General features: G+C 42.1%; 24 protein-coding genes and 1 pseudogene. 16 read left to right on the forward strand and 9 right to left on the reverse strand.

The features are described from left to right. The first annotated feature begins 2 nt into the window (after nt 1-2). Both ABID99_RS24840 and pfkA read left to right on the forward strand, forming a co-directional pair. On the forward strand, nt 3-1,760 hold the full coding sequence (locus tag ABID99_RS24840; RefSeq protein WP_373615442.1) for a protein-disulfide reductase DsbD family protein: 1,758 nt from the start codon (nt 3-5) through the stop codon (nt 1,758-1,760). 145 nt (nt 1,761-1,905) lie between these two features. Continuing rightward, nucleotides 1,906-2,883: a 6-phosphofructokinase gene (pfkA, locus tag ABID99_RS24845; protein ID WP_090532241.1), complete on the forward strand. Its 978-nt coding sequence runs from the start codon at nt 1,906-1,908 to the stop codon at nt 2,881-2,883. Between the two features lie 55 nt (nt 2,884-2,938). Here pfkA and ABID99_RS24850 read toward each other — a convergent pair whose 3' ends face one another. Together ABID99_RS24850 and ABID99_RS24855 are read right to left on the reverse strand one after the other, a co-directional pair. Beyond that, the gene (locus tag ABID99_RS24850) at nt 2,939-4,291 is read right to left on the reverse strand and encodes a PAS domain S-box protein (protein WP_373615443.1); all 1,353 of its coding nucleotides are present in this window, start codon (nt 4,289-4,291) and stop codon (nt 2,939-2,941) included. A 54-nt stretch (nt 4,292-4,345) separates the two neighbouring features. Then, nucleotides 4,346-4,882: a 5'(3')-deoxyribonucleotidase gene (locus tag ABID99_RS24855; RefSeq protein ID WP_129568986.1), complete on the reverse strand. Its 537-nt coding sequence runs from the start codon at nt 4,880-4,882 to the stop codon at nt 4,346-4,348. Nucleotides 4,883-5,113: 231 nt separating this feature from the next. Here ABID99_RS24855 and ABID99_RS24860 point away from each other — a divergent pair, with 231 nt between their 5' ends. From ABID99_RS24860 to trmD, 8 genes are all read left to right on the forward strand, one after another. Beyond that, nucleotides 5,114-5,635: a 30S ribosomal protein S16 gene (locus ABID99_RS24860; RefSeq protein WP_090532249.1), complete on the forward strand. Its 522-nt coding sequence runs from the start codon at nt 5,114-5,116 to the stop codon at nt 5,633-5,635. A 123-nt stretch (nt 5,636-5,758) separates the two neighbouring features. Then, the gene (gene rimM, locus ABID99_RS24865) at nt 5,759-6,286 is read left to right on the forward strand and encodes a ribosome maturation factor RimM (RefSeq protein WP_354484726.1); all 528 of its coding nucleotides are present in this window, start codon (nt 5,759-5,761) and stop codon (nt 6,284-6,286) included. Between the two features lie 153 nt (nt 6,287-6,439). Next, nucleotides 6,440-6,874 carry a hypothetical protein gene (locus ABID99_RS24870; RefSeq protein WP_373615444.1) on the forward strand — a complete coding sequence of 145 codons (435 nt, stop codon included), beginning with the start codon at nt 6,440-6,442 and terminating at the stop codon, nt 6,872-6,874. A 68-nt stretch (nt 6,875-6,942) separates the two neighbouring features. Further along, nucleotides 6,943-7,380, forward strand: a complete 438-nt coding sequence (locus ABID99_RS24875; RefSeq protein WP_176625859.1) for a hypothetical protein — start codon at nt 6,943-6,945, stop codon at nt 7,378-7,380. After that, nucleotides 7,377-7,577 (forward strand): helix-turn-helix transcriptional regulator, encoded by a 201-nt coding sequence (locus ABID99_RS24880; protein ID WP_176625861.1) that lies wholly within the window; start codon nt 7,377-7,379, stop codon nt 7,575-7,577. The genes ABID99_RS24875 and ABID99_RS24880 overlap by 4 nt, the downstream gene beginning before the upstream one ends. A gap of 16 nt (nt 7,578-7,593) precedes the next feature. Continuing rightward, nucleotides 7,594-7,983 carry a VOC family protein gene (locus ABID99_RS24885; protein ID WP_176625863.1) on the forward strand — a complete coding sequence of 130 codons (390 nt, stop codon included), beginning with the start codon at nt 7,594-7,596 and terminating at the stop codon, nt 7,981-7,983. Nucleotides 7,984-8,036: 53 nt separating this feature from the next. Further along, nucleotides 8,037-8,408 (forward strand): VOC family protein, encoded by a 372-nt coding sequence (locus tag ABID99_RS24890; RefSeq protein WP_176625865.1) that lies wholly within the window; start codon nt 8,037-8,039, stop codon nt 8,406-8,408. Between the two features lie 106 nt (nt 8,409-8,514). Continuing rightward, nucleotides 8,515-9,195, forward strand: a complete 681-nt coding sequence (trmD, locus tag ABID99_RS24895) for a tRNA (guanosine(37)-N1)-methyltransferase TrmD (RefSeq protein WP_243484701.1) — start codon at nt 8,515-8,517, stop codon at nt 9,193-9,195. On the opposite strand, the gene ABID99_RS24900 is transcribed toward trmD, so the two are convergent. Then, complete coding sequence (locus tag ABID99_RS24900; protein ID WP_373615445.1) at nt 9,192-10,475, reverse strand: hypothetical protein; 1,284 nt, start codon at nt 10,473-10,475, stop codon at nt 9,192-9,194. The genes trmD and ABID99_RS24900 overlap by 4 nt on opposite strands. A 165-nt stretch (nt 10,476-10,640) precedes the next feature. On the opposite strand from ABID99_RS24900, the gene ABID99_RS24905 reads away from it, so the two are divergent. Genes ABID99_RS24905 through ABID99_RS24915 form a run of 3 tightly spaced genes read left to right on the forward strand, consistent with a single transcriptional unit; the run spans nt 10,641 to nt 11,994 of the window. Further along, entirely contained in the window at nt 10,641-11,207 is a 567-nt protein-coding gene (locus tag ABID99_RS24905; RefSeq protein ID WP_112653363.1) for an RNA polymerase sigma factor, read from the forward strand. Nucleotides 11,208-11,251: 44 nt separating this feature from the next. After that, the gene (locus ABID99_RS24910; protein ID WP_373615446.1) at nt 11,252-11,743 is read left to right on the forward strand and encodes a hypothetical protein; all 492 of its coding nucleotides are present in this window, start codon (nt 11,252-11,254) and stop codon (nt 11,741-11,743) included. A 5-nt stretch (nt 11,744-11,748) separates the two neighbouring features. Then, on the forward strand, nt 11,749-11,994 hold the full coding sequence (locus ABID99_RS24915) for a hypothetical protein (RefSeq protein ID WP_373615447.1): 246 nt from the start codon (nt 11,749-11,751) through the stop codon (nt 11,992-11,994). A gap of 15 nt (nt 11,995-12,009) precedes the next feature. On the opposite strand, the gene ABID99_RS24920 is transcribed toward ABID99_RS24915, so the two are convergent. Continuing rightward, a complete protein-coding gene (locus ABID99_RS24920; protein WP_373615448.1) occupies nt 12,010-12,426 on the reverse strand; it encodes a hypothetical protein in 417 nt (138 codons plus the stop codon). Between the two features lie 248 nt (nt 12,427-12,674). On the opposite strand from ABID99_RS24920, the gene rplS reads away from it, so the two are divergent. Then, the gene (gene rplS, locus ABID99_RS24925) at nt 12,675-13,022 is read left to right on the forward strand and encodes a 50S ribosomal protein L19 (RefSeq protein WP_090532282.1); all 348 of its coding nucleotides are present in this window, start codon (nt 12,675-12,677) and stop codon (nt 13,020-13,022) included. Nucleotides 13,023-13,778: 756 nt separating this feature from the next. Here rplS and ABID99_RS24930 read toward each other — a convergent pair. The 4 genes and pseudogenes from ABID99_RS24930 to ABID99_RS24945 all read right to left on the reverse strand — a co-directional run. Beyond that, nucleotides 13,779-14,432 (reverse strand): annotated as a pseudogene (locus ABID99_RS24930) (phosphatidylserine decarboxylase family protein); the annotation flags it as partial. 26 nt (nt 14,433-14,458) lie between these two features. Continuing rightward, nucleotides 14,459-15,265: a phosphatidate cytidylyltransferase gene (locus ABID99_RS24935; RefSeq protein ID WP_090532284.1), complete on the reverse strand. Its 807-nt coding sequence runs from the start codon at nt 15,263-15,265 to the stop codon at nt 14,459-14,461. Then, a complete protein-coding gene (locus tag ABID99_RS24940; protein WP_090532286.1) occupies nt 15,262-15,474 on the reverse strand; it encodes a DUF2007 domain-containing protein in 213 nt (70 codons plus the stop codon). Before ABID99_RS24940 ends, ABID99_RS24935 begins: the two co-directional genes overlap by 4 nt. After that, nucleotides 15,475-16,419, reverse strand: coding sequence for a CPBP family intramembrane glutamic endopeptidase (locus ABID99_RS24945; RefSeq protein WP_090532289.1), 945 nt, complete (start codon nt 16,417-16,419; stop codon nt 15,475-15,477). A gap of 39 nt (nt 16,420-16,458) precedes the next feature. Between ABID99_RS24945 and dusB the strand changes: the two genes are divergently transcribed. Both dusB and apaG read left to right on the forward strand, forming a co-directional pair. Then, nucleotides 16,459-17,451 (forward strand): tRNA dihydrouridine synthase DusB, encoded by a 993-nt coding sequence (gene dusB / locus ABID99_RS24950; RefSeq protein WP_188833634.1) that lies wholly within the window; start codon nt 16,459-16,461, stop codon nt 17,449-17,451. 45 nt (nt 17,452-17,496) lie between these two features. Next, the gene (gene apaG / locus ABID99_RS24955) at nt 17,497-17,883 is read left to right on the forward strand and encodes a Co2+/Mg2+ efflux protein ApaG (protein ID WP_188833635.1); all 387 of its coding nucleotides are present in this window, start codon (nt 17,497-17,499) and stop codon (nt 17,881-17,883) included. Nucleotides 17,884-17,997: 114 nt separating this feature from the next. Here apaG and ABID99_RS24960 read toward each other — a convergent pair whose 3' ends face one another. Beyond that, nucleotides 17,998-18,939, reverse strand: coding sequence for a YXWGXW repeat-containing protein (locus tag ABID99_RS24960; RefSeq protein ID WP_373615450.1), 942 nt, complete (start codon nt 18,937-18,939; stop codon nt 17,998-18,000). Nucleotides 18,940-19,111 lie beyond the last annotated feature (172 nt).

Raw genomic sequence — 19,111 nt, forward strand, 5'->3', positions numbered from 1 at the left:
TCATGAAATTATTAAATAAAGGTGCTTACCTGCGCGCCGGGCTTATCACATTAATTACCCTCATTATTTTTAACATAACCGGAGCAAACCCTGCTTATGCTGTGCAAAAAAAAGCAGCCGACACTTCTGTGTCAGCTGCCGATGTTACATTTACGGATATTCCCACTGCTGCCGATAGCTTAGCTATCAGGAAAAAGCAAGCCGATTCGGTAAAAAAGGCAGAAGCGGCAAAGGCATCAAAAGCGCCTGCTGCTGCTTCAAAAACAGCAGAAAAGCCAAAATCACTTTGGCAAATCTTTATTGAGGGGTTACTTGGCGGTTTCACCGCGGTAATTTTGCCATGTATTTATCCTTTACTGCCCTTAACCGTAAGCTTTTTTACCAAAAAAAGCGGCAGCAAGAGCAAAGCTGTTATGCAATCGCTTATATATGGGGTATCAATCATTGTAATTTATGTTACGTTAGGTTTGCTGATCTCCATCATTTTTGGCTCGGACGCGCTTAATGAACTGGCCACGAATGGCATATTTAATATATTCTTCTTTCTGCTGCTCATTGTTTTTGGTATTTCCTTTTTGGGCGCGTTTGAAATCACACTACCAAGTTCGCTGGCCAATAAGCTGGATGCAAATTCGGATAAAGGTGGCCTTGCAGGCATCTTCTTTATGGCTTCAACATTGGTTGTTGTTTCGTTTTCCTGTACAGGCCCTATTATAGGAACATTGCTGGTTGATGCAGCCTCAAAAGGTGATCGCCTTGGCCCGGCAATGGGCATGTTCGGCTTTTCTCTGGCTTTAGCACTGCCTTTTACCATATTCGCTTTATTCCCTTCAGCACTGAAAACCCTGCCTAAATCGGGCGGATGGCTTAATAGCGTTAAAGTTGTATTGGGTTTCCTTGAACTGGCATTTGCTTTGAAGTTTTTATCAAACGTTGATTTGGCTTATCACTGGAACTGGTTTGACCGGGAAATATTTTTATCGTTGTGGATAGCCATTGGCTTACTGATCGGGCTTTACCTGATTGGCAAGATCAAGTTTTCGCATGATAGCGATGTAAAATTCCTTACTATTCCGCGCACGTTCCTGGCTATAATCGTATTTGCGTTTGTTATTTATATGATCCCGGGCTTGTGGGGTGCGCCTTTAAAATCTATTAGTGCGTTTTTACCTCCCGAAGCCACTCAGGATTTCAACCTTTCAAATATTCCGGATGGTTCAGGCTCATCAGCAGCAAGTCCGTCAGCGGCCATACCCGCGAGCATTGGCGAACGCAAGTATGCTGCCAACTATACCCGCATCAAAACCAAAGGGTTGGATGCATGGTATGATTATGATCAAGCTTTACAGGTATCAAAGGCCCTGCATAAACCGATACTCATTGACTTTACTGGCTTTAACTGTGTTAACTGCCGTAAAATGGAAGCCAACGTATGGTCAGATCCGCAGGTGTTTAGCCGCATTAAAAATGATTTTGTGCTGTTGCAACTGGTTGTTGATGACAAAGCCGAGTTACCGGCTGCCGAACAATTCACATCAAAATATAGTGGCAAGAAAATCACAACCCTGGGCGGTAAATGGAGCGATTTAGAAGCGGGTACTTTCAATGCAAATTCTCAACCGTTATATGTAATGCTCGACAGCAATGGCAACCTACTTAAAGATGCGTCAGGTGCAGAAATTGCACCGTCACCTGCAAATTATGACATAGCCAGCTATCTTAAATTTTTAGACAGTGGCATAGCCGCTTACAAAAAATAGAGATCGGGTTAAAAAAATAAGTGTAAATTCGCGCAAAATTCAAATTCCGCGTTTTATTGGTTAGGCGCGGCGTTTGAATAATGAACAATATTTACAACCCTAATTAGTTATGAATAGGTTAGCCTGTTCATAACAAAACAAAAAAATGACTCAGATCAAAAATATCGGCGTTTTTACTTCAGGTGGTGATGCCCCCGGAATGAATGCTGCCATAAGGGCGGTGGTACGTGCCGCCATGTATTACGGAATTGAAGTCACGGGGATCCGCCGTGGTTACGACGGCATGGGCAAAGGTGATTTTTTTACCATGAACCGTAAATCCGTTTCAAACATCATCCAGCGTGGTGGTACAATCCTTAAAACTGCAAGGTGTGATGAGTTCAGAACCCCCGAAGGTCGTAAGGCAGCATATGAGCACCTGGTAAAAAATAAAGTTGACGCATTGGTAGCCATTGGCGGCGATGGTACTTTTACCGGCGCTAAAGTTTTTGGCAGCGAATATGATATTCCGGTGGTTGGCCTACCAGGTACAATTGACAATGACCTTGTAGGCACCGATTTTACCATTGGTTACGATACCGCCATTAACACTGTTGTTGACGCTGTTGACAAGATCAGGGATACTGCAGAATCACACGACCGTTTATTTATTGTTGAAGTAATGGGCCGCGACTCGGGCCTTATCGCTTTACGTACTGGTATTGCTACCGGTGCCGAGGCTATCCTGATCCCTGAAAGCAAAACCGGGCTCGAAGGTTTGTTAAACCGCCTTGAATTTGGCCGTAAAGATAAAACATCGCGTATAGTAATTGTTGCCGAGGGTGAAGATGCGGGGGGCGCGTTTGAAGTGGGCAGGTTAGTGCAGGAAAAGTTCCCTAATTATGATACCCGGATCTCTATTTTAGGTCACATACAACGCGGCGGAGCACCAAGCTGTATGGACAGGGTTTTGGCAAGCCGTGTCGGCGCTGCCGCAGTTGAAGCTTTGAGAGATGGGCACCGCAACGAAATGATAGGCCTTATCAATGGTGAAATTGCTTATACTCCGTTTGAGCATGCTATTAAACACCACCAGGGCATTGATCCAAACATGATTAAACTGGTTGAAATGCTTTCTATGTAATTTAAGCTAAAACGATAAATAAAAACAGCCCCCTCTTAATCAAGCCGGGGCTATTTTATTTGGCAATAGTACTGTCAACAACAAGCCTTATCGCTGTATCAATTTCAGCACTCACAGTAAACAGGTGCGCTATGATCTCCTTGTTTTCGGGATTAAAAAAATCTTCATGGTCCATTAAGCTGATAAGCCCAAGCATGCTTGCCACAGGCCGGCGCAGCTCGTGCGAGCTTAAAGAAGCAACATTTCTTAAACGATCGTTCTGACTCACGAGTTCTTTCTGTATTTTGAGCCTTTCGGTAATATCATGACCAAAACAACCTGCACCTATTATATCGCCTGCAGCGGTGTAAATAGGATTAAAATTAACTTCATAATACAAACGCTGCCCATTTACCGGATCGATGCTTTCACTGATAATATCATACCTTTCTCCGCTTAAAGCACGGTTATAGTAAACAGTCCAATCGTCAATTAATTGCTTGCCAAAGCCCTGATGTTTATAGGAGTATTCACCTTTAAAAGGTTTTTGGCCCGTTAAATGAGTCACCTGCTCAACATAGGCTTGGTTCATGTACAAATAACGCAACTCCTTATCAACCGACCAGATATGGTCACGGGTATTATTGATCAATGCTTCAAGGCTGTCTTTCATATGCAAAGCCTCTTCCCGCATTTGCATTTGAGATGTAATGTCCCTGCCTATGCCCTGTATTTCAACTACCATTCCGTTATCGTCGGCGATGGATACAAACTCCCATTCGGTATCATGCAGGTTCCCATTTTTAGCAGGCTTTTTGTGAGCGAGCCTGACGATCTTGCCGGGATTATTAATACATTCCACAAAAGCCTCCTGGCACAGCTGCGCATCTTCCGGAATGGTTGTTTTGGAAAAGTGATGACCTACTATGTCAGCCTCATCATAACCGAAGGTTTTAAAAAACCTGCGGTTAGCAAAGCTAAATCTGCCATTAATATCTATCCGTACCAGGAAATTTGTTTGCGAATCAATAAGCGAATTGAGAAACTGCTCGCTTAGCCCGGGTTTGATAAAAGGGATCGGGGTACGTACACCTTCCAGGGCAGAGGTAATGTTGCTTAATATAATTTTATGACCGGTGAGCCCATCAGTAGCAAATGTCCGTTTTTCGGTTAGCTGCTTTTGGCTGGCCTCCAGGTGATAAGTTATTTGGATCGACTCGTTCATAGCAAGCCCTTCAGTAAGCTGCTTTACACCGGCAAATGTTTCGGGCTTTACCAATCCAATCAAAAAATCAACATTTTGACGAAGGTGATCAGCGCCTACTTCAAAAAGGCTGTAAAAGCTTTCACTTACAAACAGGTATTTCTGTTCATCGATATCAAAAACAATTGTACAATTTCCGGTTGCAGCCGGGTTTGGGTTAAACATATAAACAAGCTGTGAATACTTAAAGATATGGCTATTTACATGATAAACAAACAACTACAATAATTTCGCTGCAACTTCCTTCCAGGTATTTACCCGCTCATAGTCGGTAAGCAGCATGTTATGCGGTGAGGTATACAGGATCTTCCGGCCATTAAACGTGGTGAAGTTTTTGATCCGGTCATCTATCATGATATCCACGTCCAAAATCTTGTGCCCGCAAAAAATAATGTTTGTCCACGAAATAAATGGAAAATGTTCTTCCAGCCATTCCTGCTTATCCTCCAGCGAGTACTTGAACTCCATAGCGGCCGATGCTATGTACACATCGTACTTTTCGTGCAGGGCCTTCACTACTTCCTGCGCATCCGGCATTACCGGGATATCCCTGAAAAAGCCCCGTTCATTAATATAAACCCGCAAGGTTTCGCTTAAGTGCGGTGGCAGGATTTCCCTAAACTCCTTACCTTCCATATTGCCCAGGCTTATTTCTTCGCCATGCCTTTCTTTATACATGCTGATGAATTTGCCAATGGTATCGGCAATAACTTCATCCATATCAATAGCTATCCGTATTTTTCTGTTAATGCTCATGGCGGGTAAGTTCCGATTTTTTTAAATTATTGCAATGTTAAGTTTAAAAAACAGCTAAATAAACCAAACTATGTCCTACAAAAACAACCATTCACCAGTCAACCCAATCAGCCATTCACTTCAACCATAAATAATTAATTATCAACCATTTTTAATTATGATAAAAATTAATACCTTTGCATCCCCGCAGAAAGAACTCCGGGGATAATGTTGAATACATAAAAATTTACAATGGCAACTAAGATCAGACTACAAAGACACGGTAAAAAAGGCAAACCTTTTTATTATATCGTAGTAGCAGACTCACGCGCTCCACGTGATGGACGCTTCATTGAGCGTTTAGGTTCATACAACCCAAACACCAACCCCGCAACTATTGACATCAATTTCGACAAAACTTTAGATTGGGTTAACAACGGTGCCCAGCCTACCGATACTTGTCGTGCTATCCTTTCATACAAAGGTGTGCTGTACAAAAAACACTTACAAGGCGGTGTTAAAAAAGGCGCTTTAACCGAAGAGCAACTTGAAACCAAATTTGCTGAGTGGCTTGACCAGAAAGACAGCAAAATCACCGGTAAAAAAACCAGCCTTAATGTTGCTAAAGACGAAGCCCGCAAAGCTGCTTTAGCTGCTGAAGCTAAAAAGAGCGAAGAAAAAGCTGCTGCTATTGCTGCTAAAAACGCTCCTGTTGCCGAAGAAGAAGCTCCTGCAGAAGATGCAGCAACTGAAGAAACTGAAAGCGCAGAATAATTTTGAAAAAAGCGTACAGAACGCAGGAAAAGTAATTTATCTTGAATCTATACGTTTGATTTCTTAAATCCGAATAATGGCGAGGCAAACAGCTTCGCCATTATTGTTTAATTATATTTTTAAATGAAAACCGAAGAGCATTTCAGGATAGGCAGCGTCCTAAAAACCAAAGGCTTAAAGGGCGAGCTACAGATCTACGTTGATTTTGATGGCATTGAAGCCATTAAATTTAACGCGGTGTTTATTGACATTGCGGGTAAAATGATCCCTTATTTTGTATCATCAATAAAGTACCTGCAAAAAAACAACGCCTACTTAAACCTGGAAGATGTTGATACCATTGAAAAAGCATCAACCCTGGTAAAGCGGGATATCTACCTGCCAGGTAAGCTAAAACCTAAAAAGAAAAAGAGCGAATTTACCCTGAATGACGTGGAAGGCTTTATTGCTATAGATGAAACCCACGGTGAACTGGGCGAAATATTATCGGTGCAGGAATATCCCCAGCAATTGATAGCCACAGTTCAATACAAAAATAAGGAAGTACTTTTCCCGCTTAACTTAGAGATCATTAAAGGTATTGATGTTGAAGGCGGTGAGATTTACATTGACCTGCCCGAAGGGTTGCTGGATATTTACCTGGAAGGTTAAGTTTGAGAGTAAAGACTTTTAGATTAAAGAAATAAGATTCCCTCATGCCCGTCTCACGGGCATTTTTTTTAACGGAATTTTAAAAAATACTTGTCAAAAATATTTGACATTTGTAAAGTTTATTTTACTTTTGGTAAGCCAAACTTTACAATTATGAAATCACGCTTTTTATTTCCGCATTATTGTCGACTAATCGGTTACTTGTGTTTTGTCATAGATATATTAAAAGCGGTTGCTTTAAAATTTATTTATCCCCAGGGCTTCGCCCAAACAGGAGATGTTCCCAATATCTGGATGAATATCACAAACGACTTTAATATTATCATCGTTATCATCGGATTATTACTTATTGCTTTCTCCAAAGAAAAAGATGAAGATGAGCATATTTCACAGCTGCGATTGGACTCATTACAATGGGCGATATATGTAAACTATTGCCTTTTTCTGATCTTAGTTGTTTTGATACATGGCTTTAAATTTCTTGAAATTGTAGCCTACAATGTCATTACTCCTTTGATATTCTTTATCATCCGGTTTAGATGGAAGGTTTTTTTATTAAATAGAAGCCTCGCAAAAGAATCAAATTAAACTATACTTGATCCAATAAGAAAAATTTAGAATACAGCCATCTTGTGTTTCGAGCAAATTTTACAATCATGAAATCACACTTCTTATTTCCGCACTGGTTTAGATATTTGGGACTTGCACTTTTCCTGATCCATATCCCCATTGTGATGTTTAAAAAAGAGATGGGCTTTAGTATGCATGAAGAACCGGTAAGCGACGACCTGTTTAACAGTCATCACATCTTTTTTATGACTACCACACTGCTCATGGCCATAGGTTTATTCTTTATCGCTTTCGCAAAAGAACGCATTGAAGACGAACAGATCTTTAAACTCAGGCTCGACTCATTGCAATGGGCCATTTACGTAAATTATATACTTTTGGTAGTGAGTTTAATATTAAGTAAAGATACCGAACATATTTTGTTTTTAAATTTATTGGTACCCCTTGTGTTTTTTATTGTACGTTTCAGGTGGAAAATTTTTCAGAACAACCGTCTCATCAATAAGGAAGAGGGGCAGGTATGAAAAACAACATCAGGGTTGAGCGCGCCATCAAAAACATAACCCAGGCCGAGCTTGCAGAGCTTATCGGGGTATCGCGGCAAACTATTAATACCATCGAAAGCAACAGGTACGTGCCGTCAACCGTGCTGGCCCTTAAAATAGCCCGTGTATTTGGCAAACCTGTAGAAGATGTTTTTTCCTTAGATGAAGAGGATTAATTAAACCAATATAACCATGGCAACAAAACCAAGCTTCGCACCACAGTTAGCCATTCCGCATGGTGTAACCGATATCAGCTTTTACATTAAAGCTTTGGGCGCGGTAGAACTCAGGCGTTTTAGTAATGATGATGGCAGCATCCATGTAGCGGAGCTTTCGATAGACGGAACCATCTTTCACCTGCACGAAGAAACCGAGCGAACGGCTGTGCTTTGCCCCGATACTACAAAGGCTACCAGCGTTACCATCGGTCTTTTTGTTGATGATGTGCATGCGGTGATGGAAGCTGCAAAACAAGCCGGTGCAAAGATAGCTTCTGAAGTAACGGACTGGGACTATGGTTACCGCCAGGGTGACTTTATTGACCCTTTCGGGCATCGATGGATGATTGAGAAGGCGATATAGTTGATATAGAAGCAGGTAACAAGAATCAAGAGACAAGAATCAAAAGCACCATTATGGCAAAGCAACCCACCTACGGCAACGGCAAAATATGTTATATCGAGATTCCAGCTACTGATATCAGCATATCCTCAAAGTTTTTTGAAACTGTTTTCGGCTGGCACATCCGTACGGATAATCACGGCTCCGCCTCGTTTGATGACGGCGTAGGTGAAGTAAGCGGCATGTGGATAACCGGTCGCGAACCAATGGGCAAAGCAGGGTTACTGATCTCCATTATGGTTGATGATGCAGAAGCAACACTTAAGCTGATAGAGGCTAACGGAGGTATCATTGTTCAACCCATTGGTAAAGACTTTCCTGAGATTACCGCACATTTTACTGATCCGGCGGGTAATTTATGGGGAATTTATCAGCATAGAGGATAGTCATAGAAGCAAGATTGCAAGACTCAGGAATCAAGACAATTTCGGAGAGAGGACATTTTTCAGTAATCTTGCATCCTGATTCTTTTATCCTGAATCTGAAGAAAATATGCGTTTCGATATCATCTCTGTATTGCCCGGTTTGCTTGAAAGCCCTTTTGCACATTCTATTTTGCAGCGTGCGCAGAAAAAAGGGATTTCCGAAATTGTTGTTCATAACCTGCGCGATTATGCCACCAACAAGCAAAAAAGCGTGGATGATTATCCGTACGGAGGTGGCAGCGGCATGGTGATGACCATTCCACCTTTTGCGGCATGTATTGAAAAACTAAAATCAGAGCGAGATTATGACGAGATCATCTTCATGTCGCCCGATGGCGAAACCCTCAATCAGGCTATCGCTAACCAGCTTTCCATCAAAAAAAACATCATTATCCTTTGCGGTCATTATAAAGGTATCGATCAACGCATCCGCGACATTTATGTAACCCGCGAGATCTCTATAGGCGATTACGTACTTTCGGGCGGCGAACTGCCTGCCGCCGTATTGGTTGATGCCGTGGTAAGACTTATCCCCGGCGTATTGAGCGATGAAACATCCGCACTGTCTGATTCGTTCCAGGACGACCTGCTGGATGCCCCTGTTTATACCCGTCCGGCCGACTGGAACGGGCACAAGGTCCCCGACATCCTTTTAGGAGGCAACACACCCGAAATAGAAAAATGGCGCCACGAGCAGGCATTAGAGCGTACAAAAGCACGACGGCCGGATCTGCTGGATAAAGATTAAACAGCGGCTTCTTTAAACTTAAAGCTCATTTTTGGCATTTTATTAATAGTACAGGCTATCCAAAAAAGCAGTATCGGCACTACAACATCCAATTGCCTCACGTAAGCACTTGCAAAGCCGCTAAGCAAAAAGTAAACCGTAAAAAGCAACATTGTTAGCTTAACCGGATAGATGATCTTCTTCTGGTTAATTACACTTATCACTAAACAAATAACGGAAGCCCACAAAAGCAAGGATCCTGTAATAATGTTGCTTATTGTTTGAGTAAGCTGATAGGTATATGAATAAGGAAAATCAAAAAGCATCCGCGAGATGTTGTAGAAATAATTTTTTACAAATTTTTTAGGTGCGGATTTAATATTCCTGATTGCAGCTTTTTTAAAAAGTTCATCCTGCTCAACGCCTTGATGCGCCATGATAAAAGATATTTCTTTGGCATGATTTGCTTGCAGCAACGAATCGCCTTCGGTTGATTTAAACGGCATCGGGAGTATTGAGTTAGACAGATAGGGAACCTTCCAGTCGCCATATTCAAAATCATAAGGCGAACTCATCCAGTACAAACTCATCCCTCCGGAATTTCCCCAGTAAAAAATCTTTCCGGTAAGGTTTTGGGTATAAGAAAGGTAGGGTACTGTAGTAAGCAAGGCTATAGCGAAGATACAAACCGCATTAATACAAGATATTCTTATCACCTTTATGATACTTAACAGCAAACAGATAATCAAACAAAGCAATATTACATAACCGAAAATGATCTTGGTTAAGGCCAGGAAACCAATCAGAAAGCCTGAAAGTACAAGGTATACTGTTTTACGCTTTACATAATACAAGGTGATGCTGTATACAATACTTACTATTAAAAATGAAGTAAAAACCTCGGTATAAATAGCGGGTAAAAACTGGTAAAGATTAATATAAAATGCCCATATAACAGCAAATAGCATCGCCAGTTTTTCCTTAACCACATAACGCAGGGCCTGATTAAAAAACACTACCGACAGGTAAAAGAAAAGCGCGTTTAATAAGGAATACCAAATAATTGGCAAATGCAAGGCGGCACAAGGCATAAGTACAATAGGATAACCCGGACCACTCCATAAATTGATATCAGGCGCGGGGGGCGAATAAAAACCATGAATTAAGTTAGATGCAAAACCTACGTACCTTGGCTCATCACCATACAACACAGGATATTTAAATTTCAATACACGATAAACATAATAAACAAGGAACGGTGAAAACAGGAAATAGGGGTTTTGCTTTACATTAAAACGCATATGATATGGCATATATCAATGATACCAATTTATAGCCTATCTCCGGATATAATTATTCAAAATTCAACGCTTTGTTAAAACATAGCGGTTATATTAACACTGTGTTTTTCCTTAAATTAGATTGCAACCAAATAATGCTCACTGCATTATAGTGGCGTTGCAGCTATGAACCCTAACCACACCGAAGCCCAGCTTATTGAACAATGCCGAACCAGCCCGGCTGCTTTCGGGCAGGTGTTCGATCGTTGGTATAAACCGGTATTCGGCTACATTATGCGTCGCTGTGGGGATTATGACCTGGCAAGGGATATCGCAGCCGAAACTTTCCTAAAAGCTTTTTTGAAGATAGGTTCATTTAAATGGAGGGGGATAGGCCTGTCGTCATGGCTTTACCGCATTGCCACCAATGAGCTTAATCAGTATTACCGCAGCAGTAAATACAAACCGGAATCGTTACAGCAACTGCTGGAAAACCCGCAGATGGAAAAGCTGCTGCATGACCATGCCGGCAACGAGCGCGAGATGATGGAGCAGGAACTGAAAGCTTACAATGATTACAACCAGATCCGTCAAAACCTGCTTAAGCTTGATATTAAATACCAGGAAGTTATTTCCTTAAGATATTTTGAACAGAAAACAAATACCGAGATCAGCGAGATCCTGGATAAAAATGAAGGCACGGTAAAATCGTTGCTTTCGCGCGGGCTGGAGAAATTAAGAAACATGCTTTAAGCACTGCAACCAAAACCAATTAATGCATTATAAGGGTAATTAACATGAAAGATCAAGAAGAATTTTTAAAGCGAATGGAAAATTTAAAAGTACCCGATGTAAACCCATCCCAACACCAGGGCATGGTGAAAATGGCCATCATGAACGCCGGGCGTTCGGCAGCCCTGGGATTGTGGCTGGTGATAGTGCCCTGCCACTTTTTGCTGTGCGTATTTATGTATTATCACTTCCACATTAATGCAAACTGGTTTAGTGCCATGTTCAGCGTGATGGTACAGCTGGAAAAAGTGCCCTATATCGATTATATCGGCCCGCTGGTATTGTTCATACTGCCTGTTGTTTGCATAGTTATCAACCTGCTTTCCATTATTCATGTACAGGTTCGGCCAATAGATCCCGACAGACGCAAAATAAAAGAGCTCAATATCAGTATCAGGTTAAAACTGTGGAACATTGTATTGATCCTCATCAGCCTTGCCATCGTGTTCGCGTTCATCAATTTCGCCATGACAGAAAACATATCCATCAAAAATTAATCATCATGAAACTAAACTGGTTTACCCGCAAAGGGATCATCTACCTGCCTGTATCCATTATTGGTTGGGTCATACTGACCATTGCACTTGTCTATGCTGTTTTTACGTTTATTGATATCGATAGACGCTCGCATTCGGTAAGCGATACGCTCATCAATTTTGTATTTAACCTGCTTTTGATTGGACTGGTATATACACTAATTGCTTATTTCACGGAGAAGAAGCCGGTGCCGGAAGCCATCAAAAAATAAAAACCTATCTGAACATTACGAAATGGATGAAGCCTCGGAATGTCTTATCAATTTTAATCCCTTGATGCTAATAGCAAGAAAAATGGCAGGGTAAACAACCATCAGTATTACCAATGAAGGATTGCTAATAAAGTTTGCCAAATGTCCTATTATAAAAAATATGTTGATAATTATCGAGTATTTCCACCCCGACGGGTTAATGACATGATCAGTATTCGTCATCTGCTGATAGTAAATATATTGAGCCATCAGTCCAAGCAATAACAAAGCGATAAGAACCCAATCGTAAATACTTTTAAAACGGCTTAAAACAAGGTTGGTAAATGTAAGAATTGTAACAACGCCGGCTAAAAGGGCAGGAACGAGGTTAATAAAAAACAACCATTTAGCAATTATTGTGGCTTGGGAAACTGGATGAATTGATTGGCGCATGAGAAGTCTGATAAATAGTCAAGGTAAAAACTTTAAGTAAATATTTTGACTATATATGCGCTTTATTACTTTCAATATTTGAAATACTGGATTAAAAATTCAGTTAATACCGGAAAACACCACAACCCACTGTTAATAAAAAAACTAAATGTGGAAATTTTTAAATTTGACTTTCATTTATTGAAAATAATCCCTATACTTGCAATCCGATTTTTACGGGCTAAAAATCGCATTAAGAGCTTAAAATCATGGATTTAGTAAAATTTGTTGAAGAGCAATCAGTAGAAAAAAAGCAGCTTCCATCCTTCAAAGCTGGTGATACTGTAAGTGTTCACTATAAAATCAGAGAAGGAAATAAAGAACGCGTTCAGGTTTACCAAGGTGTTGTTATTCAGCGTAACAGCGTTGGTGTAAGCGAAACTTTTACTGTGCGTAAAGTATCAAATGGCATTGGCGTTGAGCGTATCTTCCCTGTTAACTCTCCAAACATCGATAAGATCGAAGTTAACAGCGTTGGTAAAGTTCGTCGTTCTAAACTATACTACCTACGTGCCCTTACTGGTAAAGCAGCTCGTATCAAATCAAAACGCGTTTAATTTACCCAACCGCTTAGCGGTATATAAAAGATTAAAAGGCCTTTCTGAAATAATTTCGGTAAGGCCTTTTGCTATGTGATGGTTTTTGAAAAACGGTCCTCTTAATCTATTGATTTTCAAATACGAAGGCAAAGGCAAGCTATCAAAGTAAACTACCGCGGGTTTGTAACCCTTGGTGAACCATGGCTTAAGCTTTCAGCTTAAGATGCCACTGAAGCTGAAAGCTTCAATCATGTCGAATCATGGGTTACGCTATCGCTAAACCCGCGACAGTGCAACAGCCATAAAAACCACGTCATTGCGAGGTACGAAGCAATCCCCAACTTTACAGAGCGAATTTGCATAGCCGCTATACTAATCGGGATTGCTTCGTACCTCGCAATGACGCATTTAAATAGCTTTTCGAAAAAGCACAAAAAAAAGGCAGATGAGAGTTTACCCCATCTGCCTTTCTTATAATAAAACGTACGCTAATTATTCGCTGTCCGCTTCTTTAGCCACCGCATCATCATCGCCAGCTTTTTTTCGTTTTGGTGCAGATGACCTTTTCTTAGTGGCTTTCTCTGCAGTATCATCTTCCGTAGCCTGTCCTTCTACGGCCTCGGGATGATCAACTACCAATGATGGAGCAGGAGTAATGCTGTTCATAGTAGGCGTTTCTTCTACCAAAACGGCTGGTTCAACAGATGCTGCAGCTGGCTCGGGAACAACAATGGCATCAGGTTTCGCAGCTTCTTTTAAAGGCTCAGCGTCAACCAGCTCGGCTAAAATGGTACGGCCGCCTTTTACTACATCGCCAATATTTACCAGGATCTTAGTGCCCAGCGGCAGGAAAACATCCACCCTTGATCCAAACTTAATAAAGCCAAACTGCTGACCCTGCTCAACAATATCACCTTCTTTAACATACCATACAATACGGCGGGCCAATGCACCGGCTATCTGCCGGAACAATACGGTTACGCCTTTGCTGTTTTCAATAGCTATGGTAGTACGCTCATTCTCTGTTGATGATTTAGGGTGCCATGCAACCAGGTATTTGCCTTTATGGTATTTAAAATAGCTCACCACGCCGGCAATTGGGTTACGGTTCACGTGCACATTAACCGGCGACATGAAAACTGAAAGCTGAATGCGTTTATCTTTTAAAAACTCGGTCTCTTCGGTTTCTTCAATCACTACAACCTTGCCATCGGCAGGGCATAGTATAGTATTTTCGGCTGTTTCAATATCGAAGAACGGACTGCGGAAAAACTGCAGGATGATCAAAAATAAAGCACCCGAAAAAATATAAACTATCCATTTCAGCGTATGCGCAGTTGGCATGTAAAACTGGATGAGCGCATTTAAAACAAAAATGAACAGGATAGTAATAGCGAGTGAGGTATAGCCTTCTTTATGTATGGTCATTATTTATTGTGTTTAATACAAAACTACTAATTTGAAATTAAGTACAGGTATGCATATACAATTGGCGCGGCCATTAGCAAGCCGTCAAACCTGTCGAGCAGGCCGCCATGGCCAGGCAATATGCCTCCCGAATCTTTTACGTTCAGGCTCCGTTTGAACATGGATTCAACCAGATCACCCATGGTGCCAAAGTTTGAGATGATAAGCGACATAATGATCCAGTCGAAACAATTGTATTCTGTATAAAAACGGCTCAAAATATATGCCGCCAAAGCGCAGATCAGGATGCCGCCAATAAAACCTTCCCATGATTTTTTAGGCGAATGTCTTTCAAACAGCTTATTACGGCCAAACTTGCTGCCCACCAGGTAAGCCCCGGTATCATTGCTCCACAACATGATTAAAAAACCAAGCGGCACGTGAAAGTTAAAAACACCATCTCCCCGTGTAAAAGCCATGGCATGGAAAAACATGAACGGCACAACAGCCATCAGCAAACCCAAATAAGTGAAGCCAATATTAGTGAATGGCGCGGTAGATTTTTTATATAACTCGCCTATCGGGATAAAGCTAAGCAGTATGGGCAGCAGGATAATGTATTTGTATGCCGGGAAATAGCAGTTAGCCGCAAAAAAGAAGAACATGATTACGCCGGCAAGTGCCCCAGTAAAACGCTCGGGCTGCATACCGCCCTGTTTAACCAACTTGTAAAACTCCAGCAAGCAAAACAGGCTCAATAGCAGGTAAAAAACACTAAATACATAAGGGCCCAGTAAATTGGACCCAATCATTACGATAATAAAAAATAAGCCAGTGATGGCGCGTTGTTTCATATATTAATTTGATTGAGGATCATGATCTCAATAGCCTTACTAAAATCCTCCTGGTGAATGTAAACTTCTATTTCGCCAAAGCTCCGGTGCGATGAATCCTGTTTATTCAGCAAAACGGTATCAATATGATTCCCGGTAAGCATTTGCTTAACAATTTCTGATTGGTAAAAATTAGTTGAAGTAAAAATTTTGACCCAGTTTTTTTCCATTTAACTCAACAGCGGGCTTTTTCCTTTAGCAGTATTTCTGTACATAAAAAGCAAAATTAAAATAATTATCAGGCTTAATGCATAGCTCTGGTAATTAAAAACGTGCTGATCGTTAGGATCAAGCGTAATGCGCTTTTGCGAATACAGATACAGGATCACAACCTGGGTGGCATTATTTAAAAAATGCGCCCAAACACTTGTCCAGATACTGCCGCTCCACATTACAAAATAGCCAAAAAACACGCCCAGCGCCACACGCGGTAAAAAGGTAAAAAACTCCATATGAAAAGCACTGAAAAGGATAGCCGTGATCCAGATAGCTGCATGCGGATTTCCTGTCCACCGGATCATGATGGTTTGCAAACACCCCCTGAATAAAAACTCTTCGGCAATGGCAGTTAACAACCCAACTACTAAAACCGCAAAAAGCATGTCGGATATGGTCTTCATTTGAAGCATGGCTTCGGTGGCTTTTTGGGCCTGGGCCTCCATTGCGCGCAACGCATCTTCCAAACTTTTTAATGGGGCCGGCAAAACCAGTTTCTGGTTAACATTTACTAATACCTCCATAACCGGGGATGAACAGATCATGATAGAGAGGATCAGCAATAACAGCACCGGTGGAAATTTGGGGGTAATCTTCAAATAATCTACAGGTTCCCTTACTATAAAGCGCGCAAAAATTACAGGGGCAAGATATAAGGGCAACGTAGTACTGATGATTTGCAACGTCCATAAAGCGGCACCAACATGCGGATTTCGGGTATTAAAAGTAAATGTATCCGTAAGTGTTTGTGATCCGAATATTACCCCGATAATCCCGGCAGCTATTAAACCGCACACAATCAGCATCCCTATAGTTAGCGCAATCAGTATTATAAATTGTAAAAACGGCGTTATTTGACTTCCCTGTGGCTGAGGGCTTTGATATGAGGCTTTTATCATTCGATGTAAAATTCGTATTTTTGCAGGCTAAAGATAAGGATGTCTGTACAAATAGGAAATATTGATTTAGGGGAGTTCCCGCTGCTGCTGGCGCCGATGGAGGATGTGAGTGATCCGCCCTTCCGCTATGTGTGTAAGCAAAACGGCGCGGATATGATGTATACAGAGTTTATTTCAAGCGAAGGCCTTATCCGCGATGCGGCAAAAAGCAGGCAAAAGCTGGATATTTTTGAATACGAAAGGCCTATCGGCATCCAGATCTTCGGCAGTGATATTGACCACATGCGCGAAGCTACCGAAATAGCTACGCTGGCCAATCCCGATTTAATGGATATTAATTATGGCTGCCCGGTAAAACAGGTGGCCTGCCGCGGTGCCGGCGCAAGCCTTTTACAGGATATTGATAAAATGGTAGCCATGACCAAAGCGGTTGTTGAGGCCACACATTTACCGGTAACCGTAAAAACCCGCCTGGGCTGGGACGATAACACTAAAAATGTTTACGAAGTTGCCGAACGCCTGCAGGATGTGGGGATCAAGGCACTTACTATACACGGCCGTACCCGCTCGCAGATGTATAAAGGCGAAGCCGATTGGTCGTTGATCAGAGATATCAAAAAAAATCCGCGGATAAAAATCCCCATTTTCGGCAATGGCGACATCGATTCGCCCGAAAAGGCCGCCGCGTGGCGTATGGAATATGAGGTTGACGGCATGATGATCGGTCGTGCCGCGATTGGTTATCCATGGATTTTTCGTGAAGTAAAGCATTATTTTAAAACCGGCGAATACCTGGATAAGCCAACAATTGCCGAGCGCGTTGCAGCCTGCCGGGCCCATTTATACAAATCAATAGAGTGGAAAGGCCCTAAAACGGGCATTTTCGAGATGCGCAGGCATTACTCTAACTACTTTAAAGGGATAGATCATTTCAAAGAGTTCAGGATGCGTTTTGTTACCGCCCCTGATCTTGAAGCAGTTGACCAGATTTTGGCCGAGATCGAAGAAAAATATGCCATCGAAATGGCTTAATATTTGCTCCCTTTCCATATATTTGAAATAAACGATACTTGTCACATGGTTACCACTATAACTGAGGGTGTTAAGGTTTCCATCGAAACCATATATCAGCCGGAGTATTCAAACCCGGCAAACGATCATTTTATGTTTGCCTACAAGGTAAGCATCGAAAACATGACCAACTACGCCATCAGGTTGATGAGCCGTCACTGGTATATATTTGACTCAAACGGTGCAAAGCGCGAAGTGGAAGGCGAAGGTGTAGTAGGCCAGCAGCCTGTTATTGAGCCAGGCCATACCCATGAGTATGTATCAGGCTGTAACCTTAAAACCGACATGGGCAACATGAAAGGCGAATACCACATGGTCCGGCTGTTGGATAACGCCAACTTCAATGTACAAATCCCGGAGTTTTATCTGATAGCGCCATACAGGCTGAATTGAGAGTCAAGACGGCAAGATTCAAGAAACAAGAAAGACAAATCAAAAATATAAAGAAAAGCCCTAACGGAATCACTCCGTTAGGGCTTTTCTTTATATATGGTTTTAAGATTGGGGCTATCGTTGTCTTTCCCTATGCGGTCTTTCTTCGCGCGGAGCCAAAGCTTGCCTGCGGGGAGCTCTGTTGCTATGCTGAGCGGCAGCCCTTGCAGCACCATTATTTACTGCCGCGACATTTGTCCTCCTGGCTGGAGAATGGCTGTTAGCGGAATTGTCGGCAGATGGTGCAGCATTACCAGCATGAGCCGGATTAGCTGCTGCATTTGCTCTTACTGAGGGTTGTGCCCTGCTTCCTTCCGGTGTAAAACGGCTTCCGTTGAACTTGTTCATGGCAGCGGTTGCCGGATGCCCGTTATTATTTTTCGCAAATTGGCTTGGGTCTTTTACCGCAACCTGCCGGTGGGTAATTTGATCAGCAGTAGGCTGTATGTGATTTTCCTTTTCGGCAGCCTGCTCTTGCGGCTGTGGTTTTGCGGTCACACCACCCGGTCCGTTAAAACTGTTATTATTAACGGTAACGTTGTTATTGATAACAGTTTTGTTGACATAGGTATTATGCACAACCGTGTTATTAACATTCACAACAGCGGTATTGTACTGAAATGAATTGCCGGCCCAGCGTCCGCCAACATAACCGGTTCCAACATAACCGTAGCCGTAGTTTACACCGCCGTAAAATCCGATGTGCGGACCCCAGTAGCCTTCATGAAAAACGTATACTGCACCATCGTATCCCCAGTAACCAGGCGTCCACAAATAACCCACCCTGGGTGGACTCACCCACACTCCCGGAACCCAGTAATATCCGCCATCCTGGTCATAAGCCCAATAACCGGGTGTCCATAAATATCCATCAACAGGGCAGGGCGGCTGGGTATAGGTAGGCAATACAGGCGGTGCTATATTTACAGAAACACCTATACTGATTTGTGCATAGGCTTTAACGGATGCTGCTGACACTATCAAAAGCACCATAAATACACTTGCTATTTTTTTCATGATATATGATTTTACCCAAACCTACCCGTGTAACATGAACATTACATTAAGTTTCGGCCTGTTAAATGAACAGATCATGAAGATTAAAAGCCCCCCGGCCCCCTAAAGGGGGAGTGCAAGTGTCATTTTAAAACACAAAGGCCTGTTTCCGAATGAAACAGGCCTTTATAAT

Source organism: Mucilaginibacter sp. OAE612, from assembly GCF_041806395.1.
Lineage (GTDB): Bacteria > Bacteroidota > Bacteroidia > Sphingobacteriales > Sphingobacteriaceae > Mucilaginibacter > Mucilaginibacter rubeus.